Below are 18,967 nucleotides of genomic sequence, written 5' to 3' on the forward strand. Positions count from 1 at the left end.
TTTCCGTTTACAATCAGATGACTTGGTTAAAATTAATCTATACTTCCTAAGATAAGGCAGTTCCTTTTTCTATAATTTCAATGATGGCATTTGCCGTTTCCTCAGTGGTGATCAAAGTGTTAATGTAACCTCCTCTTAATCCGCCAATAATAGAAGGAGCTTTTTCAACAGACTCTGCAATACCGATTGAGTATGGAATATTTTTTAGTTTTTCCAACTCGATGGCTATTGTTCGATCGGATAAGTCAGATTGAATCAGGTTTCCATCTATATCATAAAATCGTGAGCAGATATCACCTATGGCACCTTGTCGATTTAAATCTTCAATTTCTCTATTGCCACAAAAGCCAGCCCAGACTAAATTAGATGATTGGTTTGGATTCCCAATCCCTACTACTGCAATTGTTAAGTTGTCCCAAAGCTCCGTTATTTTAGTGAAGTAGTGAGATTGAACAATGTCATCCTTTGTCTCTTTTTTTTCTACTACTGCCGCAGCATCAATAAAATAAGAAGTTCCTCCAAAATCTTCTGCAATATTATAAACAATTCTATTGACGTGATGCTTCGTATCCATTGGTCCAGGGCCACCTACTAAAGGGACAAAATGAGCGTCTTTTTTTCCGGCGTTGGTAAATTCACCGATCATACTGGCCATTGTGCTTCCCCAGGCACAGCCTATGACATCGCCGTCTTTAATAATTCGTTTTAGTAATTCAGCCCCCGCTATTGCTACCACTTTCTTTTTATCCAGTTGTGTACTTTCTCTCTTTTCCGGAAGAATAATTACTTCTTTTAAGCCAAACAACTTTTCCATTCGACGTTCCAATTCAAAAGCTCCATCAATATCGCTACTAACAGTAATTTTAACTACTCCATCTTCCCTTGCTTTTTTTAAAAGTCTGCTGACGGAAGTTCGGTATATACCTAATTCTTTTGAAATGGCACCTTGAGTCATATCTTCTTCATAATACATTTGCGCAATTTTAACCAAGAGTCTTTTTTCTTCTCTTTTATCCATTTAGTCCCTCACCCTTTTTATATATGCACATTTGTGCAAACATAATCATTTGTGCTTCATTAAGTTTAGTATACGCTTACAAAAATAGCTACGTCAACAAAAAAATACCACTTGTGCAAATTTTAAAAATATTATGTCATTTGTGCAGAGTGTGGACTTATTAACCATCGAAAAAGCACAAAAAAAATGAAGCAGCTCCATTTAAGCTGCTTCATTTCTATTAATCTGACAGTCTATTGTTTGCATCTATTTATAATATCACATTATTTTTTTACTTATACAAATTCATACCAACCATCGAGGTGAAGTCACTGTTAATGTTGTGTACCTTGTTCGACAGGACCGTGAAAAAAGTGATGAAATTTATGAATCCCCTTCTTTTGAATATGGTTTTTTTGTCGATTCAACAAGGTTTAATTTGACTTTTGTTTATTTTTGCTTCTAAATTTTATATGTTTTTGACTGGGTTTGAGTCAATGAACTAAATTTTCTCATTTGGAGGGTGTAAGTTCCAAACCATAGTGAGCCAAGTATTACTTTTTTAAACTAGGACTCTCTATCTCGAAAATCAATGTTATTAAACACTTTACTTACTATACTGACGGATATATTCTATTCCCCTTATCAGAAAATTAAGTAGCGAATCTTATCAAGAATCGCTCCTTTTTCTTGAATAAAATTTATTGTTGATGAATTGATAAGGATACATTTGAAAATTTAAGCAGACTAAATTATGAAAGTAAAATAAAAGAACCCATTCAGAATTGAATAGATTCTTTATGTTTAATGATTATAGTTATTATTCTTCCAACCTCCTGGACTCGAAGTACCTCTCCAACTTCCTTTTTACCCGCTGAAGGGCATTATCGATCGTCTTTTTTTGAACATTCAGTTCCTTTGATATTTCAATATAAGTTTTTCCTTGCAGGTACAAGTCCACAACACTACTTTCCAACTCACTAAGGACTTCCGTTAAAACAAGCTCAATATCGCAAATTTCTTCTGATTTTATTAAGATCGTGACTGGGTCATTTTGTCTCAGTTCAGGGATTAGATCAATTAGGGCCTGTTCCGATTCCCCTTGATAGATAGGCGTATACAATGAAACATAATTATTTAAGGGAGAATGCTTTTGGCAAATAGCCGCTTTAACAGCGGTTATGATTTGCCTTGTAATGCACAGTTCCGCAAATGATCTGAAAGACGACTTTTTGCAATTCTTGTAGTCTCGAATGGCCTTATATAGTCCAATCATCCCTTCCTGAAATACATCTTCCTTATCTCCACCCGTTAAAAAATACTTCAAAGCATTTGATTGCACGACACATCTGTATTTTTTGATTAAAAAGTCCAGTGCGTCTACATCACCATTATGGATTTTTCCTACCAACATTACATCTTCCATATGAGTATAGTTTTCCACTAGTTTCTTCTCGATGATTACACTCATTTATTTTCCCCCACTCACTATGTTGAGTCCCGACATAAAGGTTGCATTATCACTTCAATGTGTTAAAGTACATTCAATATTATAATATCTCAGAAATGACAATAATGATATTCGCAAATAACGACATTTTTCTACAAAATACTGATATTTATATGTCCTGCTCTATAACTATACACTTTCAGTCAGCTTTAATTGATTTGGTGAAGATTTCGTCTTTATAGTCGTTTTGTTTAACTCCTAATCATTGACGGAATTAGTTGTGCCGGTGGGGATGGCCATTATGGTGGGGGTCAGGGATATGGCGGCTGAATAATAGGGATAATTATAAATAATAAAGAACTGTTCTGCACTAATGGTTTAACATAGCCTAACAAAAGAAAAGACGGAATAAACGGTCATCGTATAAGGCTTGTTGATCTATCGCATCTTTTACTTTTACATTTGAACACCTTCTTTGGCAAAATAAAAAGGCACCCTGCAAAGGATGCTTCAACATACTATAAACTCAGTGATAAAATTGAGAGATCGGGATATATTAATTAAACTTAGCGCCCGTCTTTTCTTCAACTTCATTTAAAATAGCATCGTATTAAAGTGGTGGATTTTCCACACCTAAATGAATCCAATCTTCTTTTGGCGGTCCATAAACTCCAGAAGGTTTTATTCCTGCTTGACGCATCAGAACCGTAACTTGTCCGCGATGATGAACAATATGCTTGATTAGCCCCATAAGGATGGAAGCATTTGTTTCCAGTCTTCCAAACGCTTCTTGTATTTGCTCTAGGGATTCGTCAGTCCATTGATGTTCAATAATTTCGGCTGCGTGAGAACTTACATTTTTAAAAGTGATAGCAATTTCCTGGGCTGAAGATGGAACGTTTTCCGAACTTTCTATCCGGTCTATCTTTAACCCGAAATGAGCTAGATAATCTGGAATGGTCGTGGTGAAATGCCAAGCAATTCTTCCTAAAGTGCGACCTTCAGGATAAACCTGTTGTTCTAATGAATCATCAGTCAAACTATCCAAAACATTTTGAGTCAGTATGGCTTCCTTATTCCATTCTTTAATAAAATCTGAAATTGTAATATACATAAATACCTCCCCTATTTCGTTAGACAATCACTTACTCAAAAACCATTATAAAACATATGTTCCCTCATTACAAATTCCTTATTATACTTGCAATGCAACTAGTTGAAATAAATAATTTCCTTTATAACCTTGTTGATTTTGAAACTAAACTTTTAGTCTTCATGACCGTCATTGACTTTATATATAAATTGTTGTTAAAACACTTTTGTCCAATTGGCAAACCATTCAGAAATTTCATTTGCTTTTTACTTTGTCCTGTGCCTCCTGGAAGTATCATTAAACAACATGCCCGGATAATGTTTTCGTCATAGTATTTGTCCATTAAGTTACTTCTTTTACATACTGTTTCGATCATGTTCAGCAGGAGTTTCCTATTCAGCACTGTAAGAAGAGAGAATACAGTCTTGACCCGAAATAGTCGGTTAGGAATACACTTTACATATAGCTAACCACCATCTTATTTTAATCATGAGATATGGATTTCGACTAACATGTGTTAATGATAGTTTGAAAAAAAGCCATTTTCATAGCTTAGAGCAGGAAAAACTGTTGAAATGGAAGTTCCATGTCCCTAAAATTGCGCAAACTTTCCGTCCAGTATCCGACTTAAACCTGGAAGCGCAATGCTCTACGAATTATCCTGCTACTAGCTATACACAACAAGAATCACTACTTTATAATAAGTGGTAATCATGTTATTAATATATATAAATTCAGTGTTGGTTAGGAGAAAAAGCCATGCAAAATATGCTGAGTATAGGAGAAATGGCGAAGTTGCGAAGCGTAACGGTAGATACATTGCGTCATTACGATAAAATTGGATTACTAAAGCCTTATCATATTGACCCCGAAACTGGCTATCGTTATTACTCCATTTCCCAGTATGAAGTTCTCGGAACGATAAAAGAATTAAGAAGAATCGGGTTTTCCTTAGGGGAAATCAAGCAATTTCTTACGAATCGCAATGTCAAAAAGTCTGTTCAATCACTTCAAAAATCAATGGCCAATATACAGGAAGAAATTAAGAAATTGCAAGATATCCATAATATTTTGATGACCCGATTATACAATATTGAACATTTCACAAACAGTTATAGGAATTCGGATATTGTGATAAAACAATTTGAAGAACGGGAATACATCCAACTAGCCAGATCGGTAAGTTGGGGGGATACAGAAAATCTTTATATGGGATTCTTGGAGCTCGAAAATAGGATTGGTGGAATCATTCCTGCATTGGCCAGCAATAAATTTGGAGATTTTATCAAGAAAGAGTACTTTGATAAAATTCGTCAATCATCTGACTTTTCCGGTAACCTAAGTGACTATCAATCTCAATTATTCATTCTTGTTCAGGATGAAGAGTCAGAGCAACCAACCAAAAAAATTGAAAAAGGGCTATTTTTATGTTCCTACTATGGAGGACTCACAAGGGAGAAAATGCTAACCCAGCTAAAGAAGCTACTCCATTATTGCGATACTCATGGCTATGTTATTATCGGTGACGCCTTTCGAATTATGCAGGTTGACGTTTCACTGACTGATCAATATGATGAAGCTTATTATGAAATACAAATTCCGATTCAAGATAAAAAGTAAACTGGTAAACAGCCTCGAGTATTATCATTTCAGGGCTGTTTTTTTGTATGGTAACTGTTTACTCTGGTGTTAGACGAGACTTTATAATGGATTTATACATACTGAATGGAGTGATGCTTTCCTAAATGGAAACAGCAAGGCATTATTTAAAAACATCATTATGATCTAAGGAGTGATGCCATTTATTAAAAAGTTTAAAATCAAAAAAAGACAAGGCCATTACAATGTTGTTCCCAGCATTTTCATACTCTTCATTACCAATTCCTCTATGCGGCCAATTAGAGGACAGGCACTAAAGAGGAATTATGAAAACGCTTAACTGCACCCAGTCATAGCTGAAACTGTTTCCGTTCACAAGTCGATACTTTTTATGTTGGTTATCCTTAAAAACAAAAATCATAACTTTTCCATTACATGAATATATACGGGATTCCAAAATTGAATATTCAGAATGGTTCAGTTATTCACCAAGTGCGCATTAATGAATTTTAACTACCAATCGTTAGTCATAAAATCACAAGGAGGATTGATTAATGGAAAATACGAATTCCCCCACACTAAAACGTACTCTTACTTTGAAGTATGTCGTCTTTTTCGGATTGGCTTTCATGGCTCCAAAAACGTTCTTCTCAACATATGGAGTTGCTGTACACGGCACCAACGGGATGATGCCAACGGCTTATGCCATTGCTTTAGTTGTCATGTTATTTACAGCTTATAGCTATGTTCAATTAGTGAAAGCGTTTCCGAACGCGGGGGCAGCGTATACGTTTACGCAAAAATCAATAAGTCCACATATTGGGTTTATCGTTGGTTGGACGATCATCATTGATTATATATTAAGCCCGATGATCAGCGCCCTAATCGTAGGAATTTCACTGAAAGCTTATTTTCCATCCATTCCGATGTTTGTTTGGATCATTTTATTTATTCTGATTATTACTACTGTCAACATCCTTGGCATTAAACTAGCAGCGAAACTTAATATGTATATGCTTTTCTTGCAATTTTTATTGTTTGTACTATTTTTTATTTTGTCCATTAAAGGGCTTCTTGCAGGAAAAGGAACAGGGACATTATTTTCAACCGTTCCCTTTTATGATTCTGAAATTAGCGTACCTACTCTTCTATCTGTTATCCCTATTCTATGTTTTAGCTTTTTAGGCTTTGATGCAGTAACTACATTGTCAGAAGAGACGAAGAATCCTACGAGAACGTTGCCAAAAGCGATTTATTTCATCACGATGATTGGCGGATTTTTATTTATCACAGCTTCTTATTTTGCACAACTAATTTTTCCGGAGTTTCATTCTTTCAATAACCCTGAATCCGCCTATTTAGAGATCGCGATGTATATCGGCGGAAACATTTTTGTGAGCTTCTTTGTAGCAGTAGGGCTAACATCCACCACTGCATCAGCCGTTGCATCGGGAACTAGCGCCTCTCGTATTTTATATGCGATGGGAAGGGAAAATGTATTGCCGAAAAAAATCTTCGGCTATCTATCCCCAAAATACCGGACACCAGTGTTCAATATTTTACTCATTGGTGTCGTTGCATTGAGTGCTCTTTTCTTAAATCTAACGACAGCCGTATCGCTTATTAGTTTTGGAGCGTTATTTGCCTTTTTCTTTGTGAATCTTTTTTCGGTTGTTTCTTACTATTTTTTCCAAAAGAAACAGAGGTCTTTTAAAGGAACGATTCAATATTTGATTATCCCGCTTACTGGTGCAGCACTAATTGGATTGTTTTTTATTAAACTAGATGAACATTCACTAATACTAGGTGGAACTTGGCTTCTTATCGGGTTTATTTATCTATTAAACTTAACAAAAATGTTTAGACAACCGCCTCCTGAGCTTGCCTTTGAAGAAGCTTAATAATAGAGCTATTAAAGAAGGGAATGATTGATGATGAGTCAACAACTAGCTGATGTAATTATTTCAGGTAATACTGTATTTACAGGTCTTTCCGACCAACCTGAACCCGCTTCCATTGCGATAAAGGATAACAAAATTGTTGCGATTGGTTCTGAGGAAAAGATTAAACACTACGCAGGTGAGCACACGAAAATCTATCAGTTTAAAGACTAATTAATAATGCCGGGATTCCATGATTTCCATCTTCATATTATGCAAGGTGCCGTAGCCCTCAACAGTGTCAACCTGTTCGCAGCTCGTTCAGAAAATGAAGCGCTAGATATGATTCACGAATTCGCTGAGTCAAAACCGGAAAATCAATGGGTAATCGGATTTACATGGGATGCAGGTTATTGGGATACACAGCAATTACCGACTCGCCATTCATTGGATCGTATTCTTCCTGACCGTCCAGCGCTCATGTTTCACGCTGAAGGCCATTATGCATGGGTGAATACGAAAGCATTGGAGATTGCAAATATTACTCTTAATACGGAAAATCCTTCTTATGGCATTATTGGTAGAGATGAAAATGGTGAAGCCAATGGTATTTTATATGAAAAAGCAATGGATGCTGTTATCCGTCATGCATTTAATTTTTCAAATGCACATAAGAATGAAATCTTCTCTAATTTCTTGGAACACGCATCAAGCTTAGGGGTAACTTCTGTCCATGACTTACATGGTTTAAAAACAATAGAATCTCTTGATGTTTTCAAAGAATTTGAAGAAAAGGGTAAATTAACAACGCGTATTCATTTATGGCCTGCTTTAAATGGCGATCTTGAGCGCTCCAAACAATTGCGAGAGAACTATCAATCAGATAAACTCCGTGTGTCAGGACTGAAACAATTCATCGATGGCGTCATTACCGCTCGCACAGCTTATTTACTCGAGCCTTATGCGGATCAACCAGAAACACGTGGTGAGACGTCTTTCCCTCCTGAAACGATCAAAAAATGGGTCGTTGATGCAGATAAAGAGGGCTTCAGCATTCGTTTTCATGCGATTGGAGATGGAGCGATTCGTCTTGCTTTAGATGCCTATGAGGAAGCGCAAAAGGCAAATGGTAAACGAGATTCACGACATTCCGTCGAACACATTGAAGTGATTCATCCAGATGATATTCATCGTTTTAATGAGCTGGGTGTTACGGCCTCGATGCAGCCAGATCACTTAGCGATGTCTGAAAGAGGTGTTTACACCGAACAAATTGGTGCTGAACGGGAAAAGTATGTCTTCTCGATTAATACTTTGCAAAAATCCGGCGCGAAACTGGCTTTTGGAACGGACTTCCCAATTGATATCCTTAATCCGCTTATACAAGTCTATCGTGCGGTAACGAGAATCGACAACAGCGGAAAAACGGTATGGCATCCACATGAGTGCATCACACTAGCCGAAGCATTGAAAGCTTATACAAGTGGACCAGCCTACGGTACATTTAGAGAGCAGGAATTGGGGACATTGGAAGTAGGCAAGCTTGCAGATATTGTAGTCTTGGAGCGAAATCTCTTTGAAGTACCCGTGGAAGAAATACCAGATATAAAGGGACTGTTAACGATCGTGGATGGAAAAGTAGTTTATGATATTCTGGGGCATTAATAAACGGCTTTAAATTAAGAGGCCTACCACAAGGAGCATCTTTATCATCTAATGTTTACTTTATATCGATGTAGCCATTTAATAAGGGGGACTGATATATGAATAATTCAAACTCACCAAGTCTTAAACGTTCACTTCCATTAAAATATGTTGTGTTTTTTGGTTTGGCCTTTATGGCTCCAACTACTTTGTTTTCAACTTATGGAGTAGCTGTTCATAGCACGAACGGGATGATCACTACTGCTTATATCGTTGCCTTGATCGTAATGTTATTTACAGCCTACAGCTATGCTCAAATGGTAAAAGCCTTTCCAAATGCGGGTGCTGCCTATACGTTTACGCAAAAATCCCTAAGTCCTCACATTGGTTTTCTCGTAGGTTGGACAATCATACTTGATTATATGTTCAGTCCAATGATTAGTGCTCTATTGTTAGGAATTGCAATGAAGGCCTATTTCCCTTTGATTCCTATGTACATTTGGATTATTCTCTTTATCGTCACGGTTACGATTATTAATATTCTTGGTATTAAGATAGCGGCTAAGCTTAATATGGGGCTTCTATTCTTGCAATTCGGAACACTTGCGTTGTTCACCATTTTTTCAATAAAGGGTCTTTTAAATGGTCAAGGAGCTGGAACGCTTTTTTCGATCCTTCCGTTTATTGATTCAAATATAAATATGCCGGGCTTCATGTCCATGATCCCTATTTTATGCTTTTCCTTTTTAGGATTTGATGCAGTAACCACTCTTTCTGAAGAAACGAAAAACCCTCGAAAATCTATACCTAGGGCTATTTATCTTGTAACAATCATTGGTGGATTATATTATTTTATCGGTTCTTATTTTTTACAGCTTGCCTGGCCAGACTACCAATCATTTAAAGCCCCGGAATCTGCCTATATGGAAATTGCAATGTATATCGGGGGGAACTTTTTGATAAGTTATATGCTTGCTGAAGGAATCATGTCAAGTTTTTCATCAGCTATTGCGTCAGGAACAAGTGCTTCACGCATTTTATATGCGATGGGACGTGAACATGTACTTCCTGCCAAAATATTTGGATATCTTTCTCCTAAATATCGTACACCCGTCTTCAACTTATTAATTATAGGAAGCGTAGCTTTAAGCGCTCTATTCTTAAGTCTTACGACTGCCGTATCTCTTATAAATTTTGGAGCATTATTCGCTTTTACTTTCGTTAATCTTTCGGTTATCGCTCACTATTATTTCCGAAAAAAACAGCGTTCCTTAATGGGAACAATCAAGTACCTTATTATTCCGTTAATTGGTGCTTCTCTTACAGGTTTCTTTTGGATAAAGTTAGACATCTATTCGCTAATACTAGGGGGAACTTGGTTTGGGATCGGATTTGTGTACCTTCTAAATCTTACGAAAATGTTTAGACAACCCCCTCCTGAGCTTGCCATTGAACAAGCTTAATAATAAGGAAGCTACTCTATAGGATTGAAAGGAATGATTGATGATGAATCAACAACTAGCTGATGTAATTATTTCAAGTAATGCTGTATTTACAGGTCTTTATGATCAACCGGAGCCCGCGTCAATTGCGATTAAGGACAACAAAATCATTTCGATTGGTTCTGGGGAGGAGGTTAAATCTTATTCAGGCGAGAATACGAAAATCTATCAATTTAATGACCAATTAATTATACCGGGTTTTCATGATTTCCACCTTCACATGATGGATGGGGCTGTTTCGATGAATAGTGCCAATTTATTCTCAGCCCGTTCAGAAGAAGAAGCGCTAGAAATGATTCGTGAATTTGCCGAATCACGCCCGGAAGATCCATGGATAATCGGCTCTTCATGGGATGCAGGATATTGGGATACACAGCAATTACCGAATCGGCATTCATTGGATCGTATTCTCCCCGATCGTCCGGTGCTCATGTTTCACGCCGAAGGTCATTACGCATGGGTAAATTCAAAAGCACTTGAAATCGCTAATATTACCCTTCATACGGAAAACCCTTCGTATGGAATTATTGGAAAAGACGAAACTGGAGAACCTAATGGTCTTTTATACGAAAAAGCAATGGACGCAGTTATCCTCCATGCCTATGATTTTACAAAAGAACAAAAGCGGGTACTTTTCACGAATTTCCTCGCTCATGCGGCTAGTTTAGGAGTAACATCCGTCCACGACTTATTCGCAATAGAAGCATTGGAAATGCTTAATGATTATGATGTTTTCAAAGAATTTGAAGACAATGGAGAATTAACGGCCCATTCATTTATGGCCAGCTTTAAATGGCAATCTTGAACGTGCCAAACAATTACGAGGTACGTATCAATCGGATAAACTTCGTGTTTCAGGACTTAAACAATTTATCGATGGCGTCATTACCGCCCGAACCGCTTATTTACTTGAACCTTATGCTGATCAACCGAAAACACGCGGTGAATCATCGCTCCCTCCTGAAACGATCAAAAAATGGGTAGTTGATGCAGATAAAGAAGGCTTTAGCATTCGGTTTCATGCCATTGGCGACGGAGCGATTCGCCTTGCTTTAGATGCCTATGAAGAAGCCCAAAAGACAAACGGCAAACGAGATTCGCGTCATTCTGTTGAACATATTGAAGTGATCCACCCGGATGATGTTCATCGTTTCAAAGAGCTAGGCGTCACTGCTTCAATGCAGCCGGATCACTTTGCGATGTCAGAAAGAGGAGTTTACACCGAGCGAATTGGTACTGAACGCGAAAAGCATGTTTTCTCGATTAATACATTGCAAAAAGCCGGAGCGAATTTGGCATTTGGAACGGACTTCCCAATTGATATCCTTAATCCGCTTCTACAAATCTATCGTGCAGTAACGCGAATCGACAGCAGCGGAAAAACGGTATGGCATCCACATGAGCGCATCACACTTGCCGAAGCATTGAAAGCTTATACAGCCGGATCCGCTTACGGTACATTTAGAGATGAGGAATTAGGTACACTAGAAGTAGGAAAACTTGCAGATATCATAGTATTAGAACGAAATCTCTTTGAAATACCAGTAGAAGAAATCCCCAATACAAAGGTAAGGCTAACGATCGTTGATGGTAAAGTTGTTTTTGATCATACGACGTCTTTAATCGAAAAGTAACATTAAAGGAGGATTCTACAACTGTAGAATCCTCCTTTGTACATGGGCAATAAGCTTTTCCGCTACCAATACGTTAGCATATTTCGGAACCGGCTACATACATGAACGCTTGTTTGGATTATAATTCGATAAATAGGTTTTTCGCTTAATAACCATTTCTACTTTATTAAAAAAGTGGAATTTAGGCAACCTGCATATTATGTATAGAATGAATCATTTAGATTACCCTCACTGCTTCTGTTGTCTTGGCATTTGAGCTATGCAAATGAGCCAGCTTTTCTCCACTTTAACATTAGAATTTATTATATAATGACATGTCAATTAAAGAGCGAAGTATTGGCATATAACGATGAAGCACCACCAGAGTGAACAAATAGGATGTTACCCTCCGGCTTAAAGGTGCCTTTTTGGATTAAATCAATGAGTCCCGCTGCCGCTTTACCCGTATATACCGGATCCAGCAAAATCCCTTCTGTTCTTGCCATTAGCTTGACTGCTTCCACCATTTCAGGTGTAGGCAAAGCATAAGCCGGTCCGACATACTCATCCAAACACGTAACATCCTCACGAGGAAATGAATTTTGTATGCCGATGTGTGTTAAAGTTTCTCTAACAAGCTGAAAAACTTTCTCTTCTCGTTCAGCTTTTCCTCTGCTTACATTTATGCCAATTACTGATATTCCACTTTGATTTCCATGGAATCCTGCCACCAAACCAGCATTCATTCCCCCACTGCCGCTTACACAAATAACTGCTTTCAAATCAATCCCTTGTTCAAAGGACTGTGCTAAAATCTCCTGAGCGCATGCAACATATCCCGTTGCACCAATGATATTGGATCCCCCAACAGGTATGATATAAGGTCGATGTCCTTTCTCTGTCACCTCTTTAGCCACTTTCTGCATTTCTTGCATTAAGTCCGATCCATTAGGTACAACAATAATTTGGTCAGCGCCCAATAAATGGTAGAGATAGTTACCGTTAAAATCCGGTTCTGATTTTTTTGAAAGTCCCTCTTCCAAAACAAGGATGCATTTCATTTTCTCTTTTACGGCAGCAGCTAGTGTCAAGCGGCAATGATTTGATTGAATGCCTCCACATGTAATCAACGTATCCGCGCCTATTTCCAACGCATCGGCAACAAGGAATTCCAGCTTTCTTGTTTTATTTCCCCCAGCCGTCAGACCAAGCATATCATCTCGTTTAACATAAATGGATGGGCCCCCAAGTACTTCAGAAAAATGATCTAATCTCTCAATGGGTGTATATGTTGGTGTATATCGCTTCCTGGGAAACTGTGCTAAATTCATTTTAAAACTCCTCATGTATCCTCTGTTGTAACTTATAGAAAAAAATATCAATCTGACGTTCTCGTTACATTAGAAAATAAAAAATACAAACGCCTACGCCCTTGTTTTCCCCAATATTATCAGGCAGTTCCCCAGTTTCAGGATGTTTGGGGCTTCCCTGAATGTTTGGGGCTTCCCTGAATTTTTTACCTTGCCAATAACCTTGTAAGCATCTTTGGTTATAATTGTTTCATAGATTATATAAACTACTTTTTTATATGAAGTTAAATCATTAGTTCTGCCGAAACATAAGCGGACTCGCACCATTAAAGTATATAAACAATCAAAAGTCTGAAGCAGAGAATGACTTCAATCGTTTTTTAAGATAAAATAAATATACATGTATATAATTGGATTTTGGAAAGGAGCACCATGGAAACAAATCACTATCAATATATTACAGAACAAATAGAACATTCTTCTAAGCCCTTAAGGGAAGCTATATTTTTTGTTATTAAAAATGCGATCTTTGAAGGGATATTTTTGCCGGAGACCGTTTAACGGAAGATGATATCGCCCAACAATTCAATTGTAGCCGTACACCGGTTCGTGAAGCTTTGAGGAAATTGGAACAGGAAAATTTGCTTCAGGTGAAGCCTGGTATAGGGATGGTCATATCCAATGTGGATATTGAACTTTTGCAGCAAGAATTGGAAATCAGGAAAATGCTCGAAAACTATTCTTTACAAAAAGCTTGTGAAGGAATTACGGAAGAGGAATTAAAAAAACTGGAATGGGCAACGGATAAACTGCAACATGCCATAAATAATAATGACCGTATAGCCGCAAGTCGTGCAAATATTGAGTTTCACCGCTTATTATATTCCTATCGAGAAATACCTTTCTCCAAAAGACTACGGATTCATTATGGCTTTCTTTTCGAATTTCCTTTTTATCGGCCCGTAATGAAGATGTTACAATGGTTGATAAATCTTGGTATGAGGAACGAAACAACGAGCACTTACAGGTAATCCATGCCATTCGTGACAAAGATGCAGAAAAGCAATAAAGATAAAACGTGTATCCGAATCCAATTAACATAAAAGGTGCCTATTTGTGCTTTTTAATAATATTAATATTCTGAATCATTCGTCAATAAATATTTCACTATTATTCCAACCGTTCAAGGCCATGGTTGAAGTCCCCTTCCTGCCCATTGCCTTGTATATGCTTAGTACGGTAATCACTTTAATTAGCTGTTTAGGTGGGAAAATGGCTAGGTTTCCGATTTAATCATTGCAGGGCTTAATAATCCCTAATTATGTAAGTGTAAAATGCTCACATAATTGCAGGAACACTTCTTGATGATCAATTGATACACATTTTACTCATCAAAACGTTCTAGCAATTCAATAATCACTTTATAGGTCGATGTTGTATCCATATAGGCATATCGCCCTTTTCCGTTAAAAAAGTTACCCGTCTGTATGACCGGATAGCCCATTTCTTCTAACATCTTCACTTTAGCCTCCATGTCTTTAACGACAAAAGAGATATGGTGAACACCCTCACCATAGGTTTCAAGATGATCTTTCCACGTACTGAGTGATTCGCCCGGCTCGATCAATTCAATTTGAATTAACGGAGTATCGATGAACATATATTTTGATTTTCCTTCGGTGGGCTTCCCTTTGTAAATCACGTTTGTGATTTCGGTTGAACCAGAATGTATGATTGGAGGTTTTTCAATACCCAACAACTTACAATATGCATCTGCAACCGCATCCAGGTCTTTTACTACTAACGCAAGCTGTTCCACTTTGTTAGTCCCTAATAGCGGCTGAACGCTTGCATCTTCTGGTCTGTCCCATTCCGTTTTTCTTGGCTCTGCACTTTCAAGCAGTTCAACTAACATTTTGTGATCATCTAGTGTATCCACATATACATACCGGCCGTCACTTGAAGTGAATTCACCCGTTTGCAAAGCCGGGTATCCACTTTTCTCCATGATTGGCAGCCTCTTTTGGATAGAGTCTACATCAAAAGCTATATGGTGGATCCCTTCACCTACTTCATCCAGGAACTCACGCATCGTTCCTGGATTTTTATCGGGTTCTATTAGTTCAAATTGGACAGTTGGTGTATTCAGAAAAGCCAGTTTGGATTGCGATTCCGTTGGTACACCTCTAAAAGTGACTTTCGAAACAGAATTGTCACCAGTTAGGAATGGTTCTGCCTTCTTAATGCCTAGCAGTCTTGTGAAAGCAAGATTAGCGGCTTCAATATCTTTTACAACAAATGCGAGTTGATTTATATTCCTATTTCCCAATAGCGATTCAGCCATACTTATAAACCTTCTTCCCATAGTTTATTTTGTTATGAACTCAACCCAGTCCGCGAACTGACAATCCTCCATCACTGGAGATGACTTCGCCGGTAATTGCACGCGCCGCGTCCGATGCTAACAGGACATATGCAGCTACATGATCTTCGGGCATCTGTGCAAGCTGAAGAGGGTTTCTTTTTTTAATGCTATTTGCCTTCGTTTCATTATCCACTATTTTAACGAATGGACGTAGGGGAGGAATGACCGATAATGCTGTCAGAGTGCCACCGGGCGCTACAGCATTCACCCTAATGTTAGGAGCAAGTTCAAAGGCAAGTTGGCGCATCAACCCTATTTGGGCATGCTTGCTTGCTGTGTACCACACCCCGCCGCCATCCGGATAAAAACTAGCACCGGATACGGTGAAAATAATATTGCCATTCGATTTTTGCAATTCTTCAAGAGCGGCTTTAGCACCGAAGAAAGATCCTTTAACGTTAATATCGATCAGAAAATCATATGCTTCGGAAAGTGCATCGGGAGTTACGTCGGCAAATTTAGCAAATCCATCAAAGACTCCTGCATTGGCAACGAAAACATCCAGCTTTCCAAATTGCTTGACAGTGGCCTGGACAGCCCTATCATTGTCTTCATATTTGCTTACATCGCCCTGGTTAATGAGAATCCCTTCACCAAATTCCTCTTTCATTTTCTTTAGCGTTTCTATCGAGCGGCCGATAATGCTGACTTTTGCCCCTTCTTGTATAAAACGTCTTGTGACAGCCTCTCCGATACCTGAATTGCCTCCGGTAATCAACACTACTTTATCCTTTAACGCCATTGCCATTGAAACCAGCCTCCTTGTTATCTCATTTTATTTATCCAAGTCAATATTATACGAAGATAGCAAGATTTCTGGTATTTATCGTTGATTGATCAACAATGAATATCCGTTTGGAAAGCTTCCATTTACCTTCTTCGAAAATGAATTCATCATTTCGTTCCCCCGAAATCAAATCATGTTGAATATCCGTGCTGCGGCTTCGATAGATAAGCAAATAGCTCTTAACGACAGCCTTTTCACCTTCAACATAGTCTTTAACGCGTACATTGGAGACAAAACGCCGTGTTCTTGATGGCGGTATTTCCGCCCAAGCATAATCCGTTTTCAAACGATCCACGCGCAATCTCAGCAGCTCAATATCATCATTAAATGTAAACATGTCCGTTGAATAATCCGGGCGTTCCACCCCTTCTTTATTAACACGTACAGGCATTTGGTAACGCAAGCTCGGGTGCATCAAATCGAACCAATCATCAAATTCAATATCATCCAGTAATTGAGCTTCATCATACAACCACTGTTCAAATTCACATTTGAGCAACATTTTCTCCACATTCATTTCCGCGTTCCCCCTCCCGCTTATCATTTCGTCATTAATTCCAGCCAGTACTTGTAAAAATTCCGCTGGCTCGCTTCAGTGAATTTATCATCGTAAGCCACACCAGGTCCTATAAAATCAACTGGTTCACGATGAAGACCCATTGTATAATTGTAGGTCAGATTCTTTAGGAAAGGCATTGGGCCTTGGGCTGTTTCAGTAATATCCGTAAATACTTCCGTATCATCCTGTTCGAAAATACCGGATGGGCTAAATGTCAAGATAAATGAATCTCTTGATCTATCTTTCCAATCTTGGGAGGCGTTCTTTTCCACGAGCATCCAAGCGATCACTTCCATTTTATTGTGACCGATTGGCCGCCACATTCTAATTGAAGTGTTGGAGATGAATTGGTCTTTGATTTTTGTATGGGATATTAAAAATGATAAGTTGGGGAAAACATTCCCAATCATATTCTTTAAGTTTGATAACACTTCATATTGTTCTTCAGACAAATTATTTTTAAATTCATCTTTCAATTCTTCCGGGAAAGCGAAGTCAGGGTTAGGTGTCCCTAAGTTTAGTCCATGCCCGTTTTCCGTATGGATTTGAAAACCACGCTTTGAATAGGTAGCATTGGGCACCATGCCCAGTTTTGCAATGGATCCGTGTGTGACCATCGTGTGATAGGAATCACCGACAAAGTTATCGGAACCAACTTTCCAGTTGGAATTAACAACGAATCTTTGCGGGACCCCGATGACTTCCATTTCTGCACGTCCCACGAGTATATCCAAATACCATTTAATGTCTCCAAGAAACTCTTCAAGCGGCTCTGCATCTTCATTCCAAGTTCCAAATAAAAGACCTTTATAGGACTCAAGCTTCACTTTGTGAAGGCCCATTTCCGACCGGTCAAGGTTGCCCCCATATATATCCTTTTGTAATGGGACCCCAACGAGCTCACCAGTGTTTTTAAAATTAAATCCATGGTAGGGACACGTAAATAATGACTTGTTCCCTTTATCTGCACGGCATAGTTTCATTCCGCGATGGGTGCACATATTATAAAACGCCCTGATTTCCCCTTCACCATCACGAGTAATGATGAGCGAGTAGCCAGCTAGTTCACGGGTCATGAAGTCTCCTTTGTTGGGTACCTCAGATTCATGACCGATAAAAACCCATGTTTTCAAAAACACTTTTTCATGTTCAATATCATAAACCTTTGGGTCTCCAAGGAGGTATGCAGGTATAACGCCTTCCTCTGGTTTAACCGTTTCGTTCAAATGGTTAACAACTTGCTGTTTAGACATTTCTTCTAAGGATTTTTCAGTTTCAAGCATACTTTTTCTCTCCTTCCAAACTTTACATCATAATTGGGTTTACCCGATTTGAACGCTCCTTTCCTTATTTTGCAGAGTAGCCAAAACACTTAATGCCGCTAGATAACTCGTTTTCGGATTATTTGGCATCGGATCATTTTCCACTTCCAGTTTTAGTTTCCCGAACGAACCTGACGCTTCTATCAGGTGAATGTTTTTTAACACTTTTGGATCGGCAATGATTTTCACTTTCGTCTTTTCAGATCCAAGACCAGCCATGGACAGTACAATCGCCACATTAATGTTTCTCGGAAACTGTTTGATCGCTTCTGCAGCAGATCCTTCAAATAATACCGTTTCTTCTGTCACTGAAGAACCTGCTGGCAAAGCGTTAGGCGGTTTTCTTGTGGTGATGCAAACAGAGTCAAGGCCATTCACCGCTTTTGCCGATTTAAGTACATCTAGACCTCCAATCGCACCAGACGGAAGGAGAATATTCACGTTATTCATTTTGCAAATCCGGTTTGAATGTTCTTCAAAGGCAGAATTCGCCATCACGCCTATGCTGCTTAACAAGAGATCCTTCCCGCTTTTAAGCACTTTCAATGCATATTCTTCAGCTGCTTCAATCGTTGCAGCCTCTATGACTAAATCTACATCGGATTTAAGTAGTTCGTCGACATCACAATATGGCTGAGTCCTGAATTCTTCAGCTAGTTGTGCCGCGACTTCTTCACGGCGGGCATAAATCGCAACGATTTTCCCACCTGGAAGAAGCCCGTCGTTATTAATTGCCTGAAGCAGAAATTTCCCGATATTACCGCATCCGATTAAACCTAACTTCAT

Annotated in this window: 13 protein-coding genes and 2 pseudogenes; 6 read left to right on the forward strand and 9 right to left on the reverse strand. The window is 38.5% G+C overall.

Annotation, left to right across the window (positions count from 1 at the left end):
- Positions 1-46 precede the first annotated feature (46 nt).
- The 3 genes from QFZ73_RS26020 to QFZ73_RS26030 all read right to left on the reverse strand — a co-directional run bounded on the left by QFZ73_RS26020 (position 47) and on the right by QFZ73_RS26030 (position 3,561).
- Positions 47-1,018 (reverse strand): sugar-binding transcriptional regulator, encoded by a 972-nt coding sequence (locus QFZ73_RS26020; RefSeq protein ID WP_307272330.1) that lies wholly within the window; start codon positions 1,016-1,018, stop codon positions 47-49.
- Between the two features lie 799 nt (positions 1,019-1,817).
- Positions 1,818-2,468 carry an RNA polymerase sporulation sigma factor SigH gene (sigH, locus tag QFZ73_RS26025; RefSeq protein WP_307272333.1) on the reverse strand — a complete coding sequence of 217 codons (651 nt, stop codon included), beginning with the start codon at positions 2,466-2,468 and terminating at the stop codon, positions 1,818-1,820.
- 589 nt (positions 2,469-3,057) lie between these two features.
- Positions 3,058-3,561 (reverse strand): DinB family protein, encoded by a 504-nt coding sequence (locus QFZ73_RS26030; RefSeq protein WP_307272335.1) that lies wholly within the window; start codon positions 3,559-3,561, stop codon positions 3,058-3,060.
- 738 nt (positions 3,562-4,299) lie between these two features.
- Between QFZ73_RS26030 and QFZ73_RS26035 the strand changes: the two genes are divergently transcribed.
- From QFZ73_RS26035 to QFZ73_RS26055, 5 genes and pseudogenes are all read left to right on the forward strand, one after another.
- Complete coding sequence (locus QFZ73_RS26035) at positions 4,300-5,160, forward strand: MerR family transcriptional regulator (RefSeq protein WP_307272337.1); 861 nt, start codon at positions 4,300-4,302, stop codon at positions 5,158-5,160.
- Between the two features lie 533 nt (positions 5,161-5,693).
- Entirely contained in the window at positions 5,694-7,040 is a 1,347-nt protein-coding gene (locus tag QFZ73_RS26040; protein ID WP_307272339.1) for an APC family permease, read from the forward strand.
- Positions 7,041-7,073: 33 nt separating this feature from the next.
- Positions 7,074-8,684 (forward strand): annotated as a pseudogene (locus tag QFZ73_RS26045) (amidohydrolase).
- 98 nt (positions 8,685-8,782) lie between these two features.
- Positions 8,783-10,126, forward strand: coding sequence for an APC family permease (locus QFZ73_RS26050; RefSeq protein WP_307272341.1), 1,344 nt, complete (start codon positions 8,783-8,785; stop codon positions 10,124-10,126).
- A 43-nt stretch (positions 10,127-10,169) separates the two neighbouring features.
- Positions 10,170-11,799, forward strand: a pseudogene (locus QFZ73_RS26055) (amidohydrolase).
- A gap of 317 nt (positions 11,800-12,116) precedes the next feature.
- On the opposite strand, the gene cuyA reads toward QFZ73_RS26055, so the two are convergent.
- A complete protein-coding gene (gene cuyA, locus QFZ73_RS26060; protein ID WP_307272343.1) occupies positions 12,117-13,109 on the reverse strand; it encodes a D-cysteate sulfo-lyase in 993 nt (330 codons plus the stop codon).
- Positions 13,110-13,627: 518 nt separating this feature from the next.
- Between cuyA and QFZ73_RS26065 the strand changes: the two genes are divergently transcribed.
- The gene (locus tag QFZ73_RS26065; protein ID WP_307273086.1) at positions 13,628-14,119 is read left to right on the forward strand and encodes a GntR family transcriptional regulator; all 492 of its coding nucleotides are present in this window, start codon (positions 13,628-13,630) and stop codon (positions 14,117-14,119) included.
- A 353-nt stretch (positions 14,120-14,472) separates the two neighbouring features.
- Here QFZ73_RS26065 and QFZ73_RS26070 read toward each other — a convergent pair whose 3' ends face one another.
- The 5 genes from QFZ73_RS26070 to nadX are packed head-to-tail and all read right to left on the reverse strand — an operon-like array spanning position 14,473 to position 18,967.
- Entirely contained in the window at positions 14,473-15,432 is a 960-nt protein-coding gene (locus QFZ73_RS26070) for a VOC family protein (RefSeq protein ID WP_307272345.1), read from the reverse strand.
- A 40-nt stretch (positions 15,433-15,472) separates the two neighbouring features.
- On the reverse strand, positions 15,473-16,261 hold the full coding sequence (locus QFZ73_RS26075) for an SDR family NAD(P)-dependent oxidoreductase (protein ID WP_307272347.1): 789 nt from the start codon (positions 16,259-16,261) through the stop codon (positions 15,473-15,475).
- 46 nt (positions 16,262-16,307) lie between these two features.
- On the reverse strand, positions 16,308-16,817 hold the full coding sequence (locus QFZ73_RS26080) for an aromatic-ring-hydroxylating dioxygenase subunit beta (RefSeq protein WP_063233598.1): 510 nt from the start codon (positions 16,815-16,817) through the stop codon (positions 16,308-16,310).
- Positions 16,818-16,840: 23 nt separating this feature from the next.
- On the reverse strand, positions 16,841-18,142 hold the full coding sequence (locus tag QFZ73_RS26085) for an aromatic ring-hydroxylating oxygenase subunit alpha (RefSeq protein WP_251434553.1): 1,302 nt from the start codon (positions 18,140-18,142) through the stop codon (positions 16,841-16,843).
- A 39-nt stretch (positions 18,143-18,181) separates the two neighbouring features.
- Positions 18,182-18,967, reverse strand: coding sequence for an aspartate dehydrogenase (nadX, locus tag QFZ73_RS26090; RefSeq protein ID WP_307272349.1), 786 nt, complete (start codon positions 18,965-18,967; stop codon positions 18,182-18,184).

Source organism: Peribacillus sp. V2I11, assembly GCF_030817135.1.
Taxonomy (GTDB): domain Bacteria; phylum Bacillota; class Bacilli; order Bacillales; family DSM-1321; genus Peribacillus; species Peribacillus simplex.

Excerpts from the sequence above, each read along its gene's own strand:
- QFZ73_RS26020 (WP_307272330.1), bottom strand. The coding sequence starts at position 1,018 with ATGGATAAAAGAGAAGAAAAAAGACTCTTGGTTAAAATTGCGCAAATG.
- sigH (WP_307272333.1), bottom strand. The coding sequence starts at position 2,468 with ATGAGTGTAATCATCGAGAAGAAACTAGTGGAAAACTATACTCATATG.
- QFZ73_RS26030 (WP_307272335.1), bottom strand. The coding sequence starts at position 3,561 with ATGTATATTACAATTTCAGATTTTATTAAAGAATGGAATAAGGAAGCC.
- QFZ73_RS26035 (WP_307272337.1), top strand. The coding sequence starts at position 4,300 with ATGCAAAATATGCTGAGTATAGGAGAAATGGCGAAGTTGCGAAGCGTA.
- QFZ73_RS26040 (WP_307272339.1), top strand. The coding sequence starts at position 5,694 with ATGGAAAATACGAATTCCCCCACACTAAAACGTACTCTTACTTTGAAG.
- QFZ73_RS26050 (WP_307272341.1), top strand. The coding sequence starts at position 8,783 with ATGAATAATTCAAACTCACCAAGTCTTAAACGTTCACTTCCATTAAAA.
- cuyA (WP_307272343.1), bottom strand. The coding sequence starts at position 13,109 with ATGAATTTAGCACAGTTTCCCAGGAAGCGATATACACCAACATATACA.
- QFZ73_RS26070 (WP_307272345.1), bottom strand. The coding sequence starts at position 15,432 with ATGGCTGAATCGCTATTGGGAAATAGGAATATAAATCAACTCGCATTT.
- QFZ73_RS26075 (WP_307272347.1), bottom strand. The coding sequence starts at position 16,261 with ATGGCAATGGCGTTAAAGGATAAAGTAGTGTTGATTACCGGAGGCAAT.
- QFZ73_RS26080 (WP_063233598.1), bottom strand. The coding sequence starts at position 16,817 with ATGAATGTGGAGAAAATGTTGCTCAAATGTGAATTTGAACAGTGGTTG.
- QFZ73_RS26085 (WP_251434553.1), bottom strand. The coding sequence starts at position 18,142 with ATGCTTGAAACTGAAAAATCCTTAGAAGAAATGTCTAAACAGCAAGTT.
- nadX (WP_307272349.1), bottom strand. The coding sequence starts at position 18,967 with ATGAAGTTAGGTTTAATCGGATGCGGTAATATCGGGAAATTTCTGCTT.